Raw genomic sequence first — 19,753 nt, forward strand, 5'->3', positions numbered from 1 at the left:
TAACGGGCGGAGAGCCGTTTCAAGCGGAACGCCACGTCCCTCCGGCGCGCCGCACCTGGCCTGCGCAGACATCGCGGATTTCGTGCAGCTGATGTGTTGGAAACGTGACACTTTCGATATCGATCAGCAAGCAAGCCAGCGCCCAACGAAGCGGCAGCAGCCCCAACCGCTCGGTGGTCTGCAGCGCGGCGTCGGCGACCGTGCGGGCGCGCTCGAGATCGCCCGCGCAGCACAGCGCGGCGGCGAGCACCACATCGCTTTTCACCCGGTGCCGCGGCGACGCGACGGCCATGCCCGCCGCGAGCTTCACCCCCTCGCCGGCAAGGCGGACGGCGGCGTCGCCGTCGCCGCGTGCCATCGCGAGCTCGGCGGCCACCCATCGTCGACGCACCGGCAGCCGGTCGGGCACCGCAGAGTCGGTCGATGCCAGCAGCGGCTCGGCGCGCGCCAGCAGCGTCTCGGCGGCCGCGAAGCGCCCGACGCCCAATGCGTCTGCGGCCAGCCCGATGAGGGCGTCGGCGCACGCCTCGGGATCTCCGGCGGCCAGCGCGAGGGCGCGGCCGTCCCAGCCGCGGGCCAGGGCGTGCCAACCGAGTTGGCGCAAAAACGACCCCTGCGTGCTCATGCCCAACGACACCAGCCGCCCGGCCGGTCCGCTGCGCCGCAGCGTCGCGAGGTCGCGGAATGCGGCGCCGTACCGTCCCTGCCCCCCGGCCGCGACGGCGCGCAGCCACAGCTGAGCCGGGGTCGTCGCCGAGGGCAGCGGCCAGCTATCGGGCCGGTCGCCGAAGGCGGCGTCGGCCAACTGCCGCCCAATCAAGTAAGTGTGACGAGTTTCAATCACAATGATGTAGTAAACAGTTTGTGGTCTTCATGTTACCGATCCGTTAATCACTATAGCCCATGGATAAATTTGTCTTATCCCTCGTCCGCGGGCTGAGCTGGGAAATCGCGTTTCCGCCAACTGCCTGGTAGCACGGCCCCCGTTTCGCATTTTCAATGGAGATGAACGCAAAGTAAATTTTGCTCCAACGGGCACATACTTTGTCCGGCTAACTGGCTATTGACGGAAATTCACCGCGGCCCCTAACGTCTACGGATGACGGGAAGTCATCGGTGACCCCACTCCACTTAATTTAAGTTGCATCAATCGCTTTCACGAGCCTGACCTCGAGCGGACGGTGCAGAGAGGGAACGAACCAATGCCACAGCCGGAACAGCTACCTGGACCCAACGCCGACATCTGGAATTGGCAACTGCAGGGCGTGTGCCGCGGCGTTGACTCATCGATGTTCTTCCACCCCGACGGAGAGCGTGGCCGGGCCCGCATGCAACGCGAGCAGCGCGCCAAGGAAATGTGTCGGCAGTGCCCGGTGATCCAGGAGTGCCGCTCGCACGCCCTCGAAGTCGGTGAGCCCTACGGGGTTTGGGGTGGCCTGTCGGAGTCCGAACGCGACATGTTGCTCAAGGGCGACATCGGGCGCGGGCGCGCCATCCCCCGCAGCGCCTGAGCAACGCTCGCATCCCGCAGGGCATCGCCAGCCGGTTGCGCCGTTTCGGGGCAGGCCAATGCGGGTAGGCACCGCAAATGAACAAGGCCGCATGTTTTGCGGTCGCGGCGCTCACCGCGACCGTCGCACCGTTAGCCGCATGCGCGAATCAGCAAGGCAGTCAGCCCAACACCTCACCGCTGACCAGTCCGACTTCCGGCGCGGAGAGGCTGACCACCCAACTGAAGACCGCCGGCGGAAGTCCGGTCGCAAACGCCACCTTCGAATTTGCCAACGGCTACGCGACGGTGACGGTAGAAGCCGGCCCCAACCAGGTGCTCAGCCCCGGCTTCCACGGCCTGCAAATCCACGCGGTGGGCAAGTGCGAGGCCAATTCGGCTGCGCCCAACGGGAGCTCGACGGGCGACTTCGACTCCGCCGGAAGCGTGTACCAGGCGGCCGATCACACGGGTTATCCCGCCAGCGGCGACCTGACCGCGTTGCAGGTGCGATCCGACGGCTCGGCGAAACTGGTCACCACCAGTAACGCGTTCACCTCCGCCGACCTGAGGAACGGCTCGGGCACCGCGCTGATCATCCACCAGACCGCGGACAATCTGGGCACTACCGCCCCCACGGGTGAATCGGGCAAGCGCCTGGCCTGCGGTGTGATTGCGGCGCCGTCCGCGACGACAACGACGTCGACGTCGACGTCGACCACCAGCGTGACGACGAGCACCACCACCACCGTCGTGCCACCGGCGTCGACCAGCACCAGCACCAGCACCGTCACTGTCACCAGCACCCCGACCACGACGTCCACGCCGACGACGACGGTGACGACCCCGCAGTACTATCCGCCCGGGCGCTGACACTCAAGCCACCATGAAAGAGGCACCCCCGATCCGCAAGGGAACGGGGGTGTTTCGCAACCGCCTAGTCGGCGTCGGTCTCGACGGCCGCGGTCACTTGGGCGATGCCTCGACGGCGGTGACTTGAATCTCGACGCGCATCTGCGGACCCGCCAAAGCGGCGACACCGATGCATGTCCACAGGGGGGGCGCACGGTCGCCCATGCGTCGACGGAACTGTTCGACCATGGTATCCAAGTGCTCGCGCCCAATCTGGCCGTCTGCGTCCGGCACGTGATACGAGTGCACGTGCACCACGTCGCGCCAGGAGGCTCCGGCCGTCGCCAAAGTCCGTTCGACATTGTCGAAGGCCGCAATGACTTCCTCGCGAACTGACTCGGGGTAGTGCCAGCCCTCGTCCCAACCTCCTTGACCGGCGGTCTCTATCCGGTCGCCGTATCGAACGGCCTGTGAATAGTGGAAGTTCCGCAGCTGATGATCGCCATAGCCAGCAGTGACAGAGAATATCGGCCTATCCATGTGGCCCATCTTCGTCGCGGGCGGCGGCGCAGGCGGCGCTTCACCGGAATCCAAGGGGCGCGACGCGTTACCGCGCGTGCACGTCCGGGGTGCGGACATGCTCGGGACGGAAACCGCGCCCGACCAAGATCGGCGGAATAGCTTGCAGCGGGCCGAAACCCACGATCTTGGGTATGCGGATCGGGGAAAGGTCACCGCTCAAATTCGGCGCGATCGCGTTGTCTTGCATCAGCACCTGGAAGCCCTGAACGATACGGGTGGGCAGTTCGCGCCGCCGTTGTACCTTGGCGAGATCGTTGTCGGTCAGCCGACCACCGCGAAGCGGGGCGCACAAAATGTTGGCCGCGGCGACCGCATCGGCGACGGCGAGGTTGATGCCGACGCCGCCGGCCGGCGACATGGCGTGCGCGGCATCGCCGATGCACAGCAACCCGGTGCGCCACCACGTCTCGAGCCGGTCCACCCGCACGTCGAGCTCGCTGGTGTCGTCCCACGAGCTCAGGTCGTTGACGTGCTCACGCAGCCGCGGCTGCGCGATGACGATCCGCTCCTTGAACTCCTCCAGGGATCCATCGCGCGGGCTCGATCCCTTCGGCATCAGATAGGCGATCTGCCAGTAATCGCCCCGGTAGATCATGGCCATCATCAGGCCTTTACGCAGCACCGCGAACAGTTCCTCCGGGTCGTCGGGGCGCCATTTCAGCCGGAACCACAGGACGTCCATCGGGGAGTGCGCCGCCGCGGTCTGCAGCCCCGCCACCGCGCGCACCGCGGACTTGCGCCCGTCCGCGGCGATGACGAGATCCGCCCGCACCTCCAGGTCGGGCGTGCGCACCCCGGCCACCCGGCCGCCGTCGAATACCAGGTCGGTGACCTCTGCGTTGCGGACCAAGGTGAATTCCGGGTAGGCAGCGGCCTTTTCGGCGATGAAGTCGAGAAAGTCCCACTGCGGCATCATGGCGATATAGGGCTGCCTGAATCCCAGCCGCTTGAGCACTTTGAAGTTGCCGAAGGTGCGAATCGAGCCATCGGTGTCGAAGGCGACGCGGTCGATCTTGGTGTGTGGTAGCCGAAGGAACTCGTCGATGAACCCCAGCTCGTCCATGATCCGCAGGGTTGTCGGGTGCACGGTGTCGCCGCGGAAGTCGCGCAGGAAGTCGTTGTGCTTCTCCAGAACGACGACCCGGATTCCGGCCCGCGCCAGCAGCAGGGCGTGAACCATGCCGGCGGGACCGCCGCCGGCAACGCACACCTGGGTCTGCATCACTTGCGTCATGGTTCTCAAATTCCTCGTGGGAGTGTGGAATACAAAAGCAGACTACTCACCCCCATCGGCCGGAGTAACAGCTGAATCGAGTCCGAAGATCGTGACAGCGGCGGACTTGCCTTTCAGTTCATGCAATCCCTTGTCAACGAGCCCGGGCGGTCGAGAAAGCAAAGCATCGACGGTCTGCTGCGTGAGCAGGATCGTGTCACCGGTGGTCTTGGTGAGCTGCTCCACGCGGGCCGCGACGTTGACCGTGTCACCGATCACGGTGAACGCCAATCCGTCGCCCCGGCGATGAAACCGACGACGACCTACAACCTGGCGGTCCAGGCAGCGGTGCCCACCACCGCTCGGGGAATGGTGCGACGAGCCCACCTATAGGTGGAGTCCAACGCCCGGGCCGCGTTGAGTAGTCGACTACCCAGCCGAACAGCAGGCTTCCGGCGGATACTCAGTTCACACCCGGAGGGAAATCGTCATGGCGAACCAATTCGATGGCAAGGTCGCGCTCATCACCGGAGCCGCGCGTGGACAAGGACGGTCGCATGCGATTCGGTTCGCAGAGGAGGGCGCGGACATCATCGCGTTCGACCTCTGCGGTCAGATCGACAGCGTCGCCTACCCGATGACGACCCGCGAGGATCTCGACGAGACGATCAACCTGGTCGAAAAGACCGGTCGCCGAATCGTCGCGGAGCAAGGCGACGTCCGGGACTTCCGGAGCCTGAGGTCCGCTGTCGCCAACGGCGTGGCCGAGTTGGGCAGAGTCGACTTCATACTCGCCAACGCCGGGATCCTCCCGGCGGTCGGCGAACAGCGCTACGACATTGCCGCCTACGTCGATTCGGTGAACGTGTTGCTCAACGGCGTGTACTACACGATCGAGGCCGCCCTGCCCGCGATGCTCGACCACGGCGAGGGCGGGGCCATTGTGATCACGAGCTCGACTGCCGGGTTGAACAGCCTGTGCCCGACGTTCAGCGGCCGGAGCCACGGCTTGGCCGGCTACCAGGCCGCCAAACATGGCGTGGTCGGCCTGATGAGATATTATGCAACCTCATTGGCGGAGAAGAACATTCGGGTCAACACGGTACATCCGACCGGAGTCGCAACACCGATGATCGTCAACGAACCCTTTGCCCAATTGATGGCAGAGCACCCCGAAGGTGCTTCCGCGTTGCAGGCGCCGTTGCCCGTCGAGCTCATCGAAGCCGCGGATGTGAGCGAGGCGATGGTTTACCTCTGTGGACGCTCGGGCCGCTACATCACCGGAGTCACGCTGCCGGTCGACGGCGGAATCTCGGTCAAGTAATTCAGTCCGGGTAACGGAGCGCCGACTCGAGTCCGAAGATCTGGACAGCGGCGGACTTGCCTTTCAGTTCATGCAATCCCTTGTCAACGAGCCCGGGCGGTCGAGAAAGCAAAGCATCGACGGTCTGCTGCGTGAGCAGGATCGTGTCACCGGTGGTCTTGGTGAGCTGCTCCACGCGGGCCGCGACGTTGACGGTGTCACCGATCAAGGTGAACTCCAGCTTGCTTCCGCCGCCGATGGTTCCGGCAATCACCTTGCCGGTGTTGATGCCGATGCCGATCCGAAGCGCACCGTCGAAACGCTGGGCCACCAAGCCCTGAATACCGACGGCAGCGCCCACCGCCGCATCGGCATGACCGGCGAGATCGTTCGGGGCGCCGAAGACGGCCAGCGCACCGTCGCCGAGAAACTTGTTCACGTGCCCACCGGCGTCGACGACAGCGGGCACCACAATCTCGAACAACGCATTAAGCCGCGCGACCGTGTCCTCGGCGGTATTCGCCTCAGCGAACGGGGTGAAGTCGCGGATGTCGACGAACATCACCGTCACCTCCCGCCGCTCCCCGGTGAACACGTCGTCGCCCTGCTGCAGCAGCCGCGCTGCCAACGCCGGATCGACATACGTCCCGAACGCGCTCTGAAGCCGTTGCCGCTCAGCCAAACCCGCCTGCATCCGATTGAACGACGCGGCAAGGGCGCCCAAATCGTCATCCTGAACCACCGGCAAACGCCGACCGTAATCGCCGGCCGCCACCCGTTCCGTCCCTTCGGCGAGGTCGCGAATCGGCCGCAGCGATGGCGCGAGCGCGGCACCGACGGTCATCGGCATCCCGAAGCCGATCACCAACGCGCACCCGATGATCGCAAAGAGCACCGGTTGCTCACGCGCCCAACCGATTGCAGCCAGCAGCATGGTGCCGTCGACGGCGAACAGGAACGAACTCGCCAGTAGGGCCACGCTTGACCAGAAGGCGAAAGTCGGACGAGAGCGCGGCAGGTTGTCACCAACCGCCGTGTCACCGGCGATCGCCATTCTGACCGGCCGAGCCGCTGCTTCGGCCGTGCCGTGCACTCCACTCATCACAACGGCCGTCCCCATCAAAGCGCCCAGGACCCCGTATTGGACGCATTGCGACCTCGTCGCCCCGGCAATGGTGGCGACAACGACGGATAACAGCCCGGTCCACATAGCGTTGAACCCCACAGCCCGAACGACCGTCCCCCGGGCCCAGGCGTAGGTGGCGTCCAATGCGGTCGCCCGATCGACATCGCGTCCCGTCGCCCACCGCTCCACGAGGCGCCCGCTCCCCACGCCGGGAAGCACGGCCACATACCACGACACGGGTGCGGCGATGAGGGCGAGAACAGCCGCTTCGACGTACCGATCGGATCCCTGCACGGCAACAATCAACAACAGCCAGAACAGGTAGGTCCATAGCATCAAAGGGACCCCGACGGCGTAGACCGCCCACGAGTATCCCGCCTTGCAACGATCCCACGCCCACTGCCAGATGCGGTCCATGCGGCGACCGTAGACGCTGAACCGCGGCCCGTGGGCGGAGTCAGCGAACAAACAAGCGCCCCCGGCCTTTTGAGCCGGGAGCGCTTGTCTTTTCACTCAGTGGTGGTGATGGTGACCGTGGCCGTGGTCGGCCTCCTCGGCCGGCTTGTCGACGACCACCGTTTCGGTGGTGAGGACCATCCGGGCCACCGACGCCGCGTTGAGCACCGCCGAGCGGGTGACCTTCACCGGGTCGATGACGCCATCGGCGATCAGGTCGCCGTAGGTCAGCTTGTCCGCGTTCAGCCCGTGCCCGTTGGGCAGCTCGGTCACCTTGTGCACCGCGACCGCGCCGTCGAGCCCGGCGTTGGTGGCAATCCAGTACAGGGGTGCCGCCAACGCCTCGGTGAAGACGTCGACGCCCAGCGCCTGATCGCCGCTCAGCGACTTGCGGAGCTCTTCCAGCGCCTTGCGGGTCTGCAGCAGCGCCGAGCCACCGCCGGCGACAATGCCTTCCTCGACAGCCGCTTTCGCGGCCGCGACGGCATCCTCGACGCTTTCCTTGCGCTCCTTGAGCGCGGTTTCGGTCGCGGCCCCCACCTGGATGACGGCCACGCCGCCGGCCAGCTTGGCCAGCCGCTCCTGCAGCTTCTCGCGGTCCCAGTCGGAGTCGCTCGCCTCGATCTCGGCGCGCAGCTGCTTGATGCGGTTGGCCACCGCATCCTTGGGGCCACCGCCGTCGACGATGACGGTGTCGTCCTTGCTGACCACCACGCGGCGGGCCGAGCCCAGCACATCGGTGCCGACCTCACGCAGCAGCAGGCCCGCGTCGGGGTTGATCACCTGGCCGCCGGTCACCACCGCCAGATCCTCCAGGAACGCCTTGCGGCGGTCGCCGAAGAACGGCGCTTTGACCGCGACGGCCTTGAGAGTCTTGCGGATCGAGTTGACGACCAGCGTCGCCAGCGCCTCGCCCTCGATGTCCTCGGCGATGATCAGCAGCGGCTTGCCCGATTCGGCGACCTTCTCCAGCATCGGCAGCAGGTCGGGCAGCGAGCTGATCTTGTCCTGGTGCAACAGGATCAACGGGTCGTCCAGGACGGCCTGCTGGGCGTCGAAATCGGTGACGAAATACGCCGACAGGAAGCCCTTGTCGAAGCCGACACCCTCGGTGAACTCGAGCTCGGTGCTCAGCGTCGAGGATTCTTCGACGCTGACCACGCCGTCCGCGCCGACCTTGGTCATCGCCTCGCCGACCAGCTCACCCAGCAGCTGGTCGCGCGACGACACGGTCGCCACCTGCGCGATGGCGTCCTTGCCGGAGACCGGGGTGGCCGACGCCAGCAGCGCCTCGGACACCGCGTCCGCGGCCTTGCTGATTCCCACGCCCAGTTCGATGGGGTTGGCGCCGGCCGCAACCAGCCGCAAGCCGCCCTTGACCAGCGCCTGGGCCAGCACGGTCGCGGTCGTGGTGCCGTCGCCGGCGACGTCGTTCGTCTTGGTGGCCACCGACTTCACCAGCTGGGCGCCCAGGTTCTCGAACGGGTCCTCCAGGTCGATCTCACGCGCGACGGTCACACCGTCGTTGGTGACGGCCGGGCCGCCGAATGCCTTGGCCAGCACCACATGCCGGCCCCGCGGCCCGAGGGTCACCCGCACCGCGTCGGCGAGCGTGTTCACGCCCGCCTCGATCGCGCGACGCGCTGTCTCGTCGTACTCAATGATCTTGCTCATCAGGCTCCTTGTTTGAATGGTGGCGACCCGCTTCGCCCGGCTTCGCCGCGCTTGCGATCGCCACTAGCCCCAAACGCATGCCGCCCCGGAAATCACCCGCGCAGGACGCGGGGATCGCCGGGGCGGAACACGGTTCTTACTTGGAGACGACAGCCAGCACGTCGCGTGCCGACAGGATCAGGTACTCCTCGCCGCCGTACTTGATCTCGGTGCCGCCGTACTTGCTGTAGATGACGGTGTCGCCTTCCGAGACGTCCAGCGGGATGCGCTTTGCGCCGTCGTCGTCCCACCGGCCGGGGCCGACTGCGACGACGGTGCCTTCCTGCGGCTTCTCCTTGGCGGTGTCAGGAATGACCAGACCAGACGCGGTCGTGGTCTCGGCCTCGTTGGCCTGCACGAGAATCTTGTCCTCGAGTGGCTTGATATTCACCTTCGCCACGATTGGAGCCCTCCACTGTTTGGGTCGGGTCCGGGAGTCCCCGGACCGGAGTTGACGGCCGGTACGGGTTGAACCCGCCCCTGCCGAATTATCAGGTGTTCGGCATTCGTCCGTGCCCGAGCGCCGTCGTCGCGGGTGCCGACACAGGGTTTGGCCGATTGCCACCTAGCACTCTATACACGAGAGTGCTAGCACTCAAGGGCGCCCTGCTGCTTCCCGTGAGAGTCGCGGCGAGTCACCTTGCGCACGTGGACCAAAGTGAATAATCAATTCGTGGACTCGCGCATCCGGCGTGCCAACGGCGCCGCCATCGCAATAGCGAACATCATGGCGTTCTCGTCTATCTGTACCGGGCTGACCGGGGCGGCGCACGCCGACCCAAACGGCCAGATGTACGGCAATCCGCAAGCCGCCGCGCCCTACTGGCGCTATCAGATCGGCGAGGACTGCGGCCTGATGGCCGTTGCCGACGTGGTCGGGCAGGTCACCGGTAAAGAACCCAGCCAGGTCGGCATCGAGCTACGCGGGGTGTTCACCAGAAGCGAAGCCCACCACGGCGGCGTCTACTTCTTCGACGGCACCTCTCCGCAAGACATGGTGCTGCTGCTGAGCAAGTACGGTGTCCAATCCCAGCTGACGACGGGCAACACCTTGCAAGGAATGGAGCAGGACCTGGCCGCCGGCCGCAAGGTGATCGCGGCGATCAACGCCGAAACCATCTGGAACTATCCGCAGGGAAAGGGACAGCGGACCAACGCCGACCACGCCGTCGTCGTCACCGGCGTCGACACCCGCAACAACGTCGTTCACCTCAACGACAGCGGCACACCCAACGGCCGCGACGAGCTGATTCCCCTGGCCACCTTCACCCGGGCCTGGGCGACGAGCAACAACCTGCTCATCGTCGCCTAGGCCACCTGCGCTTTTACCACCGGCAGACCGGGATCACTGGGCACGTCCAGCGGTGACTGCGGCGCCCCGGCGGCGACCAGGTGCGCGGCGAAGGACGCGATCATCGCGCCGTTGTCGGTGCACAACCTGGGCCTGGGGATCCGCAAGGTCAGCCCGGCCGCCGCGCTGCGCTGCTCAGCCAGCTCGCGCAATCGCGAATTCGCGGCCACCCCACCGGCGATCAGCAGGGTCTTGACGCCGAGATCCGTGGCCGCGCGCACCGCCTTTTTGGTCAGCACGTCCGCGACGGCCTCCTGGAACCCGGCGGCGATGTCGGCGTTCACCGCGTCCGGGTGGCTTTCCAGGTAGCGCGCCACGGCCGTCTTGAGCCCGGAGAAGCTGAACGCGTACGGGTCGTCGCGGGGCCCGGTCATGCCGCGCGGGAAGGCGATGGCGTCGCGATCACCGGCGCGCGCCAACTCGTCGAGGACCCTGCCGCCCGGATAGCCCAGCCCGAGCAGCCGCGCCACCTTGTCGTAGGCCTCGCCGGCGGCGTCATCGACGGTGCTGCCCAGCTCGATGATCGGGTCGCCGAGCGAACGCACATGCAACAGATGGGTGTGGCCGCCGGAGACCAGCAGCGCCACACACTCGGGCAGCGGCCCGTGCTCGTACACGTCGGCCGCCAGATGGCCACCCAGGTGATTCACCGCGTAGAACGGCACGCCCCACGCAGCCGAATACGCTTTGGCCGCAGCGACTCCCACCAGTAGGGCGCCGGCCAGTCCGGGCCCGATGGTGGCCGCAACGACGTCCGGCTTGTCCAGGCCGGCGGTCGACAGCGCGCGGCGCATCGCGGGCCCCAGCGCCTCCAGGTGCGCGCGTGAGGCGATCTCGGGGACCACGCCGCCGAAGCGGACGTGTTCGTCGACGCTGGAAGCCACCTCGTCGGCCAGTAGCGTCACCGTGCCGTCGGCGTCCAACCGCGCGATGCCGACTCCCGTTTCGTCGCACGAGGTTTCGATTGCGAGGATAGTTGTCATGTGGCCTCCCTGCGCATCGTGTACGCGTCGGCGCCGCTGACCCGGTAGTAGCGGCGGCGCAGGCCGATCTGCTCGAACCCGACGCTGGTGTAGAGCCCGATGGCCGCCTCGTTGTCGGTGCGCACTTCCAGGTAAACGGCGCCGCCGTCGGCGAAGGTCAGCAGCTCCTCGAGCAGCCGGCGACCAATCCCCCGGCCTTGGTATGCGGGATCCACACCGATGGTGTGCACCTCGTACTCATACGGAGGGGTACGGCCCAGCCGCGAGATGCCGGCATAACCGATCAGCGTCTCACCGATCCGTGCGGCCACGTAATGGTTGTGGGCACTGGCCAATTCGCGGTGGAAAGCCGCCGCGGGCCAGGGGTCGTCGCCGTCGAAGAGCTGGGCCTCCAGCTCCGCGCAGCGCCGCGCGTCGGCTCGGGTCAGGCCGCCGAAGGTCACGGCTTCGCTGTGGGCGGTCATCGGCCCGTCGCCAGCGGTCTGGCGTCGGGCCGACGCAGATACAGGGCCACCAGCGGCTCCGGGTCGACGGACCAATCGGCCACCGCCGCAACCAGTCCGGCCGGTGTCGGGCAGCTCGGCTCGCACACCGGCAAAGCGAACAGGCCGGCGTGTTCGGGTGAGCCGGCGACGGCCGCAGCGGTACCCGGGTCGACGTCGGCCGCCGCATCGACCGCGGGTCCGTGGGTTCGTACACCGTCGCGATAGCGGGCCCAGTACACCTCGCGCCGCCGGGCGTCGGTGACCACCAGCGTGTCCCCGGCGGTACGCACGCCGATGGCGTCCAGGCTGCACACACCGTGCACCGGAATGTTCAGCGCGTGCCCGTAGGCGGCGGCGGTGGCCATCCCGGCCCGCAGACCGGTGAAAGGCCCCGGCCCACAACCCACCACGACGGCATCCAGGTCCGCCATCGTCAGTCCCGCATCGTCCAGGGCCGCAACGACATTCGGGGTGAGCCGTTCCGCGTGGGCCCGGGGGTCGACGGTGACGCGCTCGGCGAGCACGCACAGGTCCTCACGGCGCACGAGGCCGGCCGTCACGGCCGGCGTGGCGGTGTCGAGGGCGAGGACGATGCTCATGATCCACCGTCATCGTCGGCGTTGTCGGCCCACCGCCAGGTCGCGATCCGCACATCGGATCGGGTGACGCGCTCGAGCCGGATGTCGAGGTGGCGTTCGGCCAGCCGCTCGACCAGGCCCTCACCCCATTCCACGACGACGACGGCGTCGTCGAGATCGCTGTCCAGGTCCAGTGAATCGAGTTCGCCGAGCAGGCCGGCGCCCTCAGGGCCGGTGTGGTCGAGCAACCGGTACATGTCGACGTGGATCATGGTCGGGGTGCCGCGGCGCCGCGGCGGATGCACCCGCGCCAGCACGTAGGACGGCGAGGTGACCGGCCCGTCGACATCCAGTGCCGCGGCAATCCCCTTGGCCAGCACGGTCTTTCCCGCACCGAGCGGACCGGAGAGCACCACCACGTCGCCCGCCCGCAGCTGTTGCCCGAGTCGTGAGCCCAGCGCCATGGTGTCCTCGACGCGCTCCAGGGTTGCGGCGCCCTCGCGGTCGATTTCAGCCACGGCGCCGCAACCTTTCCCGCATCCGTCGCATCCGCAGCACCGCCTTGCCCGGGGTGGCCCGCCTGACCAATCGGACCAGCCCGCCATTGATGGCTTCGGGCTTGTCCAGCAGCGCCAGATGGCTGGCCCCGGCGACGATGACCAGCTCGGACTGCGGCAGGCTGGCGGCCATTTTTCGTGAATACTCGTCCGGGGTGAGCAGGTCGTGGTCGCCGCATGCGATGAGGGTCGGGATGCGCAGCAGCGTCCACAGCCCGGCGGTCTCGTCATGCTTTTCCAAGGCGTCCAGGAAGCCCACCATGGTGGGGATCGGGGTGCTGTTCATCATGCGCTGGGAGAACGCGTCCAGGCTCCGGCTGACCTGCAGGTCGCTGTAGGAGGCGGCCCGCAGCACCGGGCCGATCAACGACCGGGACACGTTGCGGCCCCGGTGCATCAGCTTCGGTGCGGACCGCGCGGCAACGCGGACCGCTTCCAGCGCAGGGTTTTTGAGTATCTCACCGAGTGGTGACCTCGAAACGCCTTCTGCCGCCGAGGAAATTATCGCGGCGCCCACGATTCGGCGCCCGTACTGCTCGGGGAACTGGCGGGCATGCGACAACACCGTCATGCCGCCCATCGAGTGGCCCACCAGCACGATCATTCCACGCGGCGCCACCACGTTCAGCACGGTTTGCAGGTCCCTGCCGAGTTGGGTCAGCGTGTAGGTCTCGGGATCGGCCTCGCCGGATCTGCCGTGCCCGCGCTGATCGTAGAAGACCATCCGCACGTCGGGACCCAACTGATCGGGCAGCCGCGTGCGCTGAAAGTGAAAGGCGCCCATCTGCAAACAGAATCCGTGGACGAACACCAGGGTCAGCGGTGCGTCGGCCGGACCGGCTTCGCGGACCGCCAGCGGTACCCCGTCGGGAGTGGTCACCACCAGGCTGGTGTCGTCTTCGAGCCGGTTGAAATCCTCATGGGCGTACGGGTCTTCGACGGTGGCACGCTGGGTCATCGACCGGCGGGCCGAGGCTCCGATGATGGTGGCGACGGCCGTCACCCCCGCACCTCCCGCAAGCCAGGCCCTGCCCTTGCGGCGCCTGCGGGGTTTTTCAGGACTCAACGGTTCGCGCCTCGCGGTAGGTTCTGGTGATCCGGCCGCGGGGGCTGGTCACCACTTCGTAGTGGATGGTGCCGAGCAGGTCGGCCCAGTCCTGCGCGGTGGGTTCACCTTTGACGCCCGGCCCGAACAGGATCGCCTCGTCGCCTTCGGCCACGTCGGCGCGTCCCGGCCCGAGGTCGACGACGAACTGGTCCATGCAGATCCGCCCGACGCCCGGCCGCCGCTTGCCGTTGATCAACACCTCCAGCCGACCGCCCAGGGACCGGAAGACGCCGTCGGCATAGCCGACCGGAATCAGCGCGAGGTTGGTGTCGCGCTGCGCGGTCCAGGTGTGGCCATACGACACGCTCTCCCCCGCAGTGATCGACTTCACCAGGGCCACAGTGCATTTCACCGTCATCGCCGGCACCAGACCCAGGTCACCGCGCTCGGGCACCGGACTCAGCCCGTATATCGCGATGCCGGGGCGCACCATGTCGAACGCCAGGTCCGGGCGCGACATCGTGGCCGACGAGTTCGACAGGTGCGCCACCTCGAACCGCACCCCCTGCTCGCGCGCCTGGGCCAGCATGTCGCTGAATCGTTGGGCCTGAAGGTTGTTCACCGGATTGGCGGGCTGGTCGGCATACACCATGTGAGACATCAGCCCCCGCAGCACGATGGCCTCCTCGGCGACGGCCCTCCGCAGCGCGGTCAGCATCGAGGGGTACTGCCCCGGGGGGACCCCGTTGCGGTTCAGCCCGGTGTCGACCTTGACGGTCACGGTCGCGGTCCGGCCGGTGCGGCGCGCCGCGTCCAGCAGCTCGTCGAGTTGGCGCTCCGACGACACGGCGACCTGTATGTCGGCCAGCAGTGCGGGGCCGAAGTCGATGCCGGGCGGGTGCAGCCAGGCCAGCACCGGCGCGGTGATTCCGGCCGCACGCAGCGCCAGGCCCTCGGCGACGGTGGCGACACCCAACTCGGTGGCCCCCGCGGCCAGCGCTGCGCGCGCCGTCTGGGGGGCTCCGTGGCCGTAGCCGTCGGCCTTGACCACGGCCATCACCTGCGCGTCGCCCGCGTGCTCGCACAGCAGCCGCACGTTGTGCTCAATCGCGCCCAGGTCGACCAGGGCCTCAGCGAGGACGCCCGGTGTCAGGGATGTCGTCGTAGCGGACACGGCCGCCATTCTCCCAGACCCCGCAATCGGGCCCGACAACTCGACGTTCGGCGCAGAACCTAGTGCGCGAAGTGCTCGGCGCTGTAGTGCCCACCCGGCTTGAGCTTGTCCAGCGACGCCAGCGCGGTGCGGGCGTCGTCGTGCAGGGCCCGGGCCAGGTCGGCGGAGAGCCCCTCGCGCACCACGATGCGCAACACCGAAATGTCGGTGGCGTTGTCCGGCATGGTGTAGGCCGGCACCTGCCAGCCATAGCCGCGCAGCTCGTGGGAGACGTCGAACTCGGTGTAGCCGAGGCCGCGGGCCAGCCGGAAGGCGACCACCGGGATCGCCGAGCCGTCGGAGATCAGCTCGCAGTGTTCGCCGACGCGCAGCTGCTCACCCAGCCAGCGCGCGGTCGACGACAGCGTCTGCATGACCTGCGTGTAGCCCTCGCGGCCCAGCCGCAGGAAGTTGTAGTACTGGCCGACCACCTGATTGCCGGGCCGGGAGAAGTTCAGCGTGAACGTCGGCATGTCGCCGCCCAGATAGTTCACGTGGAACACCAGGTCCTCGGGCAGGTACTCCTTGCTGCGCCACACCACGAACCCGACGCCCGGATAGGTCAGCCCGTACTTGTGGCCGCTGACGTTGATCGACACCACCCGGGGCAGCCGGAAGTCCCACTTCAGGTCGGGGTGCAGGAAGGGCAACACGAACCCGCCGCTGGCGGCGTCGACGTGAACCGGGACGTCCACCCCGCCACCGGCGGCCAGCTTGTCCAGGGCCGCGCAGATCTCGGCGATGGGCTCCAGCTCGCCGGTGTAGGTGGTGCCCAGGATCGCCACCACCCCGATGGTGTCCTCGTCGACAGCGTCGGTGACCTGCTCGGGCGTGATGACATAGCGCCCCTCCTCCATCGGCAGGTAGCGCGGTTCGACGTCGAAGTAGCGACAGAACTTCTCCCAGACCACCTGCACGTTGGAGCCCATCACCAGGTTCGGGGTGCGCGTCTTCCAGTCCTTACCGACCTTCTCGCGCCAGCGCCACTTCATCGCCAGCCCGCCCAGCATCACCGCCTCGCTCGAGCCGATCGTGGACACCCCGCAGGCGCTGGACGGGTCGTCGTCGCGCAGGCCGTCGGCGTGGAACAGGTCGGCCACCATGCACACGCAGCGCTGCTCGATGGCCGCGGTGGCCGGGTACTCGTCCTTGTCGATCATGTTCTTGTCGAACGTCTCTGCCATCAGCCGCCCGGCCTGCGGATCCATCCAGGTGGTGACGAACGTGGCCAGGTTCAGCCGCGAGCTGCCGTCGAGCATCAGCTCGTCGTGGATGAAGCGGTACGCGGCCTCCGGGTCCATCGACTCGTCCGGCATCCGCAGCGCCGGTACCGGCGCGGTGAACAGGCGGCCCGTATACGCCGGGGCGATGGAATGCGCGGGCATGGAAGGGTGTTGGGGCACAACGAATTCCTTTCTGAAGGTCTCTCCTACAGGGCGGCCAGGGCGGCTCGGATGTGCGGAACCATGCGCGATGCCGAGGTGGGCGCCTCGCCGGGCCCCGGGTCGGCGGCCGACAGCGCCGCGGCCCGCGCGTGCACGAAGGCGGCGGCCGCGGCCGCCTCGGCCGGCGGCAACCCTGACGCCAGCAGCGCGCCGATCATGCCGGACAACACGTCACCGGAGCCGGCGGTGGACGCCCACGACTGCCCGGCCGGATTGAGGTAGACCGGGCCGCCCGGATCGGCGATGACCGTGACGTTGCCCTTGAGCAATACCGTGGCGCCGAACGCGTCGGCCAGCTTGCGGCACGCACCCACCCGGTCATCACCGGGTGGGTTACCCGCCAGCCGGGCGAATTCACCCGCGTGCGGGGTCAGCACCGTCGGCGCGGTGCGGTTGGCCACCAGCTCGGGATGGGCCGCCAGGATGGTCAGCCCGTCGGCGTCCACGATCACCGGCAGGTCGGTTTCGAGGGCGAACCACAGCGCCGCGGCGCCGACGTCGTCGGTGCCCAATCCCGGCCCGACGACCCAGGACTGCACCCGTCCGGCCGACGCGGGGGTGGGCGACGCGATGACCTCGGGCCAGTGCGCGAGCACCTCGCGGTGCGCGCTGCCGGCGTAGCGGACCATGCCGGAGGTCGCCGCGACGGCGGCGCCGGTGCACAGCACGGCGGCGCCCGGATAGGTCGACGAGCCGGCCATCACGCCGGTGACGCCCTGGGTGTATTTGTCGTCGTGGGGTCCGGGCACCGGCCAGCGGGCGGCCACGTCGGCGGCCTCGAACCCCAGCGCTGCGACGTTCGGTGGACCGGGCAGCCTCAGCCCGATGTCGATCAGTGCCACGCGGCCGCAGTCGGCGAGTGCGTGCACGGGTTTGAGCCCACCGAAGGTGACGGTCAGGCAGGCGTGCACCGCGGGACCGCTGATCGCCCCGGTCGTGGCGTCGATGCCGCTGGGGATGTCGACGGCGATCACCGGGATTTTCGCGTCGCCCGGCCTGTCCAAGGCGGCGAACACCTCGGCCGCGGCGGGTCGCAGCGCTCCGGAGCCGGAGATGCCCACCACGCCGTCGATGACGAGATCGGTTGTCGGCGAGACGCTTTCGACGATGCGCCCGCCGGCCCGCAGGAACGCCGCCAGGCCTTTGCGGTGGGTGCGCTCGGGGTTGAGCAGAATCGCGTCGGCGGCCGCGCCGCGACGGCGCAGAAAGGTGGCCGCCCACAACGCGTCACCGCCGTTGTCTCCGGAGCCGACGACCGCACACACCCGTCGGCCGGTGACGCCGCCGGTGCGGGCGGCCAACTCGCCGATGATCTCGGTGGCCAGCCCATACGCCGCGCGCCGCATCAGCACACCGTCGGGCAGGCTGGCCAGCAATGGCGCCTCGGCCTGCCGGATCGCGTCTACGGAGTAGTAATGGCGCATCAGAGTCAGATTACGTGTCGCGGTCGCGGTGGACGGCCGCGCTCGGTTCGCGGGCGCCGACGGCGGCCGGCGCTATCTCGAAATAATCTGGCGCCCACAGTCTTTCGGGTTCCGGCAGGTGCCGGCATTAGGCCGAAGTCTCCGGCGGCACATTGCGGCGCGCCATGGCCCGCAGGCGCGCGGGACTCAACGGGCCGCTGCGTTTCGAGCGTGTGCGAGTCATCGGGTAGAAGCACAAGCCGATGAAGATCGAGGTGAAGTGCCCGATCGCGGTGAAATTCAATTCGCTGCCCATGGTGATCAGCGGGAAACCGAAGATGACGAACAACACCCCGAGATATCCCCAGCGCCAAGGCCGGACGATGTGGTAACTCAGCACGGCCATCACGCCGACAAGGAAATAGCTGACCCCGATGTCGCGGGCGTGCACCAGGCGTTGCGGGGCGTCGTGGTCCTCGATCGCAAAGTAGAGGATGCCTTCGCTGATGTAGGTGGCAAGGATGTGCGAGCTCAATCCCACAGTGAGCCAGCGGAGCTGGCCGAGCCAGTGTTCGGCCGGCGCGAGAAACAGCGTGAACAGCAGCAGGTACGGCTCGAAGTGTTTGCCGTCGATCCACAGCAGGCTGGCGAACAGGACGCCGAGCGGGTCGCTGCCCAACTCGTGAATGTTGGTGGAGCGGTGCAGCAGTACGGAGTGCAGCTCGCGGCCGGTGAGATGGGTCTGGATGAACGTCGTGATCATCAGCACCAGCAGCCAGCAGTAGGTCAGCGGCGCGGTGATGACGAAATGCCAGACCACCAGCGTCATGCTGCGCACTCGACTGCGAACCGATGGAGCCGCCACGACATCAACCTTCGCACGAGGGGCGGGGCGCCGGACGACTTCGGCGGCAACACGCCGCCCGCGATCGGCTACTTCGCAGGCGCGGGAGCCGGATCCGCCGGGTCCGGCGCCGGGGCCGGACTCGCCGGCGCCGGGGTGGGCACCGGCTTCAAATGCCGCCACCAGCACCCGATGTAGAGAATCATCGAGACCGCCAACGCGACCAGCACCCAGATGACGACGGTGATGTCGACCCAGCTGCCGAATGGCGGCGAGCCGGGTAGCGCGTTGCGCAGGGGCACCACGGCGAACAGCATGGCCGCGTACCACGTCGTCATCGGTGGCTGAAACGGCCGCCGGTCGCGGGCCGTCTGAACCGCTACCACCAGAGCAAGACTGGCGATCGTGATGAGCACGCCGAGGATGACGATGGCGAACGCCGCGGTACTGAGCGACCGCCGCACGTTCAGTCGGTAGGGGCCGTCCGCCTGCGCCCTGGTGGCGGATAGCCGCCACCCCGAAAGGTGATCGACGAAGGTGACCGGCACATGGTCGGGTTGCCGGTCGGTGTCAGGGCCGTAGAAGATCTCGACTTCGATCGGCCCCGAGCGGTATTGATCGAAGGGCCACCGCTCGATCTGGCCGGCGATGGTCAGCGGGACGGCCATCAGGCCCGGCAGCATGCCCTTGGTCCAGGTGTGCCGAGAAGGCATCGCGGCGGACCTGACGCGCAGGCTCAGATCGTCCTTGAGGTGGTGGGTTTTCGGGTCCAGCAACGCCGATCCGGGATTGAACGCCAGATTGACGGCGAGCACGCTGTTGTTGGACTGAATGTCTTCGACATTGATGGTCGCCGACGGCTTGTCGCCGTCGCCAGTCGGCGTGGCAACATCCAGGCGCCGGCCGGTACCGCTTTGCGCATACATCCCGACCGCTACCGCGTATGCCGCGAGGATCAGAACGACAAGGCCCACGACGCCGTATTTCGTGCCGGCCGATCGCATACTTCCTCCCGTACGGACTTCACCCCAACCCGCCTGCCGCAAATGCTGCCCCAGGGCAATGTAATGGATCGGCTGGGTGTCCGCCGGTGATACGGGCGAAGTATCGAC

Annotated in this window: 20 protein-coding genes and 1 pseudogene; 4 read left to right on the forward strand and 17 right to left on the reverse strand. The window is 67.6% G+C overall.

The genetic code is table 11. The features are described from left to right. Window positions 1–19 precede the first annotated feature (19 nt). Window positions 20–844, reverse strand: coding sequence for a hypothetical protein (locus AC5Y30_RS20220; RefSeq protein WP_499920574.1), 825 nt, complete (start codon window positions 842–844; stop codon window positions 20–22). A 358-nt stretch (window positions 845–1,202) separates the two neighbouring features. Between AC5Y30_RS20220 and AC5Y30_RS20225 the strand changes: the two genes are divergently transcribed. Together AC5Y30_RS20225 and AC5Y30_RS20230 are read left to right on the forward strand one after the other, a co-directional pair. Beyond that, window positions 1,203–1,511, forward strand: a complete 309-nt coding sequence (locus AC5Y30_RS20225; RefSeq protein WP_499920576.1) for a WhiB family transcriptional regulator — start codon at window positions 1,203–1,205, stop codon at window positions 1,509–1,511. A 77-nt stretch (window positions 1,512–1,588) separates the two neighbouring features. Next, entirely contained in the window at window positions 1,589–2,362 is a 774-nt protein-coding gene (locus tag AC5Y30_RS20230) for a superoxide dismutase family protein (protein WP_499920578.1), read from the forward strand. A gap of 93 nt (window positions 2,363–2,455) precedes the next feature. Here the strand turns inward: AC5Y30_RS20230 and AC5Y30_RS20235 are convergent, their stop codons facing one another. The 3 genes and pseudogenes from AC5Y30_RS20235 to AC5Y30_RS20245 all read right to left on the reverse strand — a co-directional run. Beyond that, window positions 2,456–2,935: a Rid family hydrolase gene (locus AC5Y30_RS20235; protein WP_499920580.1), complete on the reverse strand. Its 480-nt coding sequence runs from the start codon at window positions 2,933–2,935 to the stop codon at window positions 2,456–2,458. 13 nt (window positions 2,936–2,948) lie between these two features. Further along, the gene (locus tag AC5Y30_RS20240; protein ID WP_499920581.1) at window positions 2,949–4,157 is read right to left on the reverse strand and encodes an FAD-dependent oxidoreductase; all 1,209 of its coding nucleotides are present in this window, start codon (window positions 4,155–4,157) and stop codon (window positions 2,949–2,951) included. A 42-nt stretch (window positions 4,158–4,199) separates the two neighbouring features. Next, window positions 4,200–4,436 (reverse strand): annotated as a pseudogene (locus tag AC5Y30_RS20245) (nucleotidyl cyclase domain-containing protein); the annotation flags it as partial. Between the two features lie 190 nt (window positions 4,437–4,626). On the opposite strand from AC5Y30_RS20245, the gene AC5Y30_RS20250 reads away from it, so the two are divergent. Then, on the forward strand, window positions 4,627–5,460 hold the full coding sequence (locus tag AC5Y30_RS20250) for a mycofactocin-coupled SDR family oxidoreductase (RefSeq protein WP_499920583.1): 834 nt from the start codon (window positions 4,627–4,629) through the stop codon (window positions 5,458–5,460). 1 nt (window position 5,461) lies between these two features. On the opposite strand, the gene AC5Y30_RS20255 is transcribed toward AC5Y30_RS20250, so the two are convergent. The 3 genes from AC5Y30_RS20255 to groES form a co-directional block, all read right to left on the reverse strand. Next, window positions 5,462–6,982, reverse strand: a complete 1,521-nt coding sequence (locus tag AC5Y30_RS20255; RefSeq protein WP_499920585.1) for an adenylate/guanylate cyclase domain-containing protein — start codon at window positions 6,980–6,982, stop codon at window positions 5,462–5,464. A gap of 96 nt (window positions 6,983–7,078) precedes the next feature. After that, window positions 7,079–8,695 (reverse strand): chaperonin GroEL, encoded by a 1,617-nt coding sequence (gene groL, locus AC5Y30_RS20260; protein ID WP_499920586.1) that lies wholly within the window; start codon window positions 8,693–8,695, stop codon window positions 7,079–7,081. 136 nt (window positions 8,696–8,831) lie between these two features. Continuing rightward, window positions 8,832–9,134 carry a co-chaperone GroES gene (gene groES, locus AC5Y30_RS20265; RefSeq protein ID WP_067129444.1) on the reverse strand — a complete coding sequence of 101 codons (303 nt, stop codon included), beginning with the start codon at window positions 9,132–9,134 and terminating at the stop codon, window positions 8,832–8,834. A 273-nt stretch (window positions 9,135–9,407) separates the two neighbouring features. Between groES and AC5Y30_RS20270 the strand changes: the two genes are divergently transcribed. After that, window positions 9,408–10,046, forward strand: coding sequence for a C39 family peptidase (locus AC5Y30_RS20270; RefSeq protein WP_499920588.1), 639 nt, complete (start codon window positions 9,408–9,410; stop codon window positions 10,044–10,046). Here the strand turns inward: AC5Y30_RS20270 and tsaD are convergent. From tsaD to AC5Y30_RS20320, 10 genes are all read right to left on the reverse strand, one after another. Beyond that, window positions 10,043–11,068 carry a tRNA (adenosine(37)-N6)-threonylcarbamoyltransferase complex transferase subunit TsaD gene (gene tsaD, locus AC5Y30_RS20275; protein ID WP_499920590.1) on the reverse strand — a complete coding sequence of 342 codons (1,026 nt, stop codon included), beginning with the start codon at window positions 11,066–11,068 and terminating at the stop codon, window positions 10,043–10,045. The two genes, AC5Y30_RS20270 and tsaD, sit on opposite strands and share 4 nt — an antisense overlap. Further along, on the reverse strand, window positions 11,065–11,532 hold the full coding sequence (rimI, locus tag AC5Y30_RS20280) for a ribosomal protein S18-alanine N-acetyltransferase (RefSeq protein ID WP_499920592.1): 468 nt from the start codon (window positions 11,530–11,532) through the stop codon (window positions 11,065–11,067). The genes tsaD and rimI overlap by 4 nt, the downstream gene beginning before the upstream one ends. After that, on the reverse strand, window positions 11,529–12,152 hold the full coding sequence (gene tsaB, locus AC5Y30_RS20285) for a tRNA (adenosine(37)-N6)-threonylcarbamoyltransferase complex dimerization subunit type 1 TsaB (RefSeq protein WP_499920594.1): 624 nt from the start codon (window positions 12,150–12,152) through the stop codon (window positions 11,529–11,531). Before tsaB ends, rimI begins: the two co-directional genes overlap by 4 nt. Next, the gene (tsaE, locus tag AC5Y30_RS20290) at window positions 12,149–12,595 is read right to left on the reverse strand and encodes a tRNA (adenosine(37)-N6)-threonylcarbamoyltransferase complex ATPase subunit type 1 TsaE (RefSeq protein ID WP_499920766.1); all 447 of its coding nucleotides are present in this window, start codon (window positions 12,593–12,595) and stop codon (window positions 12,149–12,151) included. The genes tsaB and tsaE overlap by 4 nt, the downstream gene beginning before the upstream one ends. Window positions 12,596–12,641: 46 nt before the next feature. After that, window positions 12,642–13,691 carry an alpha/beta fold hydrolase gene (locus AC5Y30_RS20295; protein WP_499920596.1) on the reverse strand — a complete coding sequence of 350 codons (1,050 nt, stop codon included), beginning with the start codon at window positions 13,689–13,691 and terminating at the stop codon, window positions 12,642–12,644. Window positions 13,692–13,743: 52 nt separating this feature from the next. Next, window positions 13,744–14,919 (reverse strand): alanine racemase, encoded by a 1,176-nt coding sequence (alr, locus tag AC5Y30_RS20300; protein ID WP_499920597.1) that lies wholly within the window; start codon window positions 14,917–14,919, stop codon window positions 13,744–13,746. 50 nt (window positions 14,920–14,969) lie between these two features. Next, the gene (gene gad, locus AC5Y30_RS20305) at window positions 14,970–16,334 is read right to left on the reverse strand and encodes a glutamate decarboxylase (RefSeq protein ID WP_499920768.1); all 1,365 of its coding nucleotides are present in this window, start codon (window positions 16,332–16,334) and stop codon (window positions 14,970–14,972) included. Between the two features lie 44 nt (window positions 16,335–16,378). After that, the gene (locus AC5Y30_RS20310) at window positions 16,379–17,818 is read right to left on the reverse strand and encodes an NAD(P)H-hydrate dehydratase (RefSeq protein ID WP_499920599.1); all 1,440 of its coding nucleotides are present in this window, start codon (window positions 17,816–17,818) and stop codon (window positions 16,379–16,381) included. Window positions 17,819–17,945: 127 nt separating this feature from the next. Further along, window positions 17,946–18,626 carry a rhomboid-like protein gene (locus tag AC5Y30_RS20315; RefSeq protein ID WP_499920770.1) on the reverse strand — a complete coding sequence of 227 codons (681 nt, stop codon included), beginning with the start codon at window positions 18,624–18,626 and terminating at the stop codon, window positions 17,946–17,948. Window positions 18,627–18,730: 104 nt separating this feature from the next. Continuing rightward, window positions 18,731–19,645, reverse strand: coding sequence for a DUF4436 domain-containing protein (locus tag AC5Y30_RS20320; protein ID WP_499920600.1), 915 nt, complete (start codon window positions 19,643–19,645; stop codon window positions 18,731–18,733). Window positions 19,646–19,753 lie beyond the last annotated feature (108 nt).

Source organism: Mycobacterium sp. NGS27, assembly GCF_059813005.1.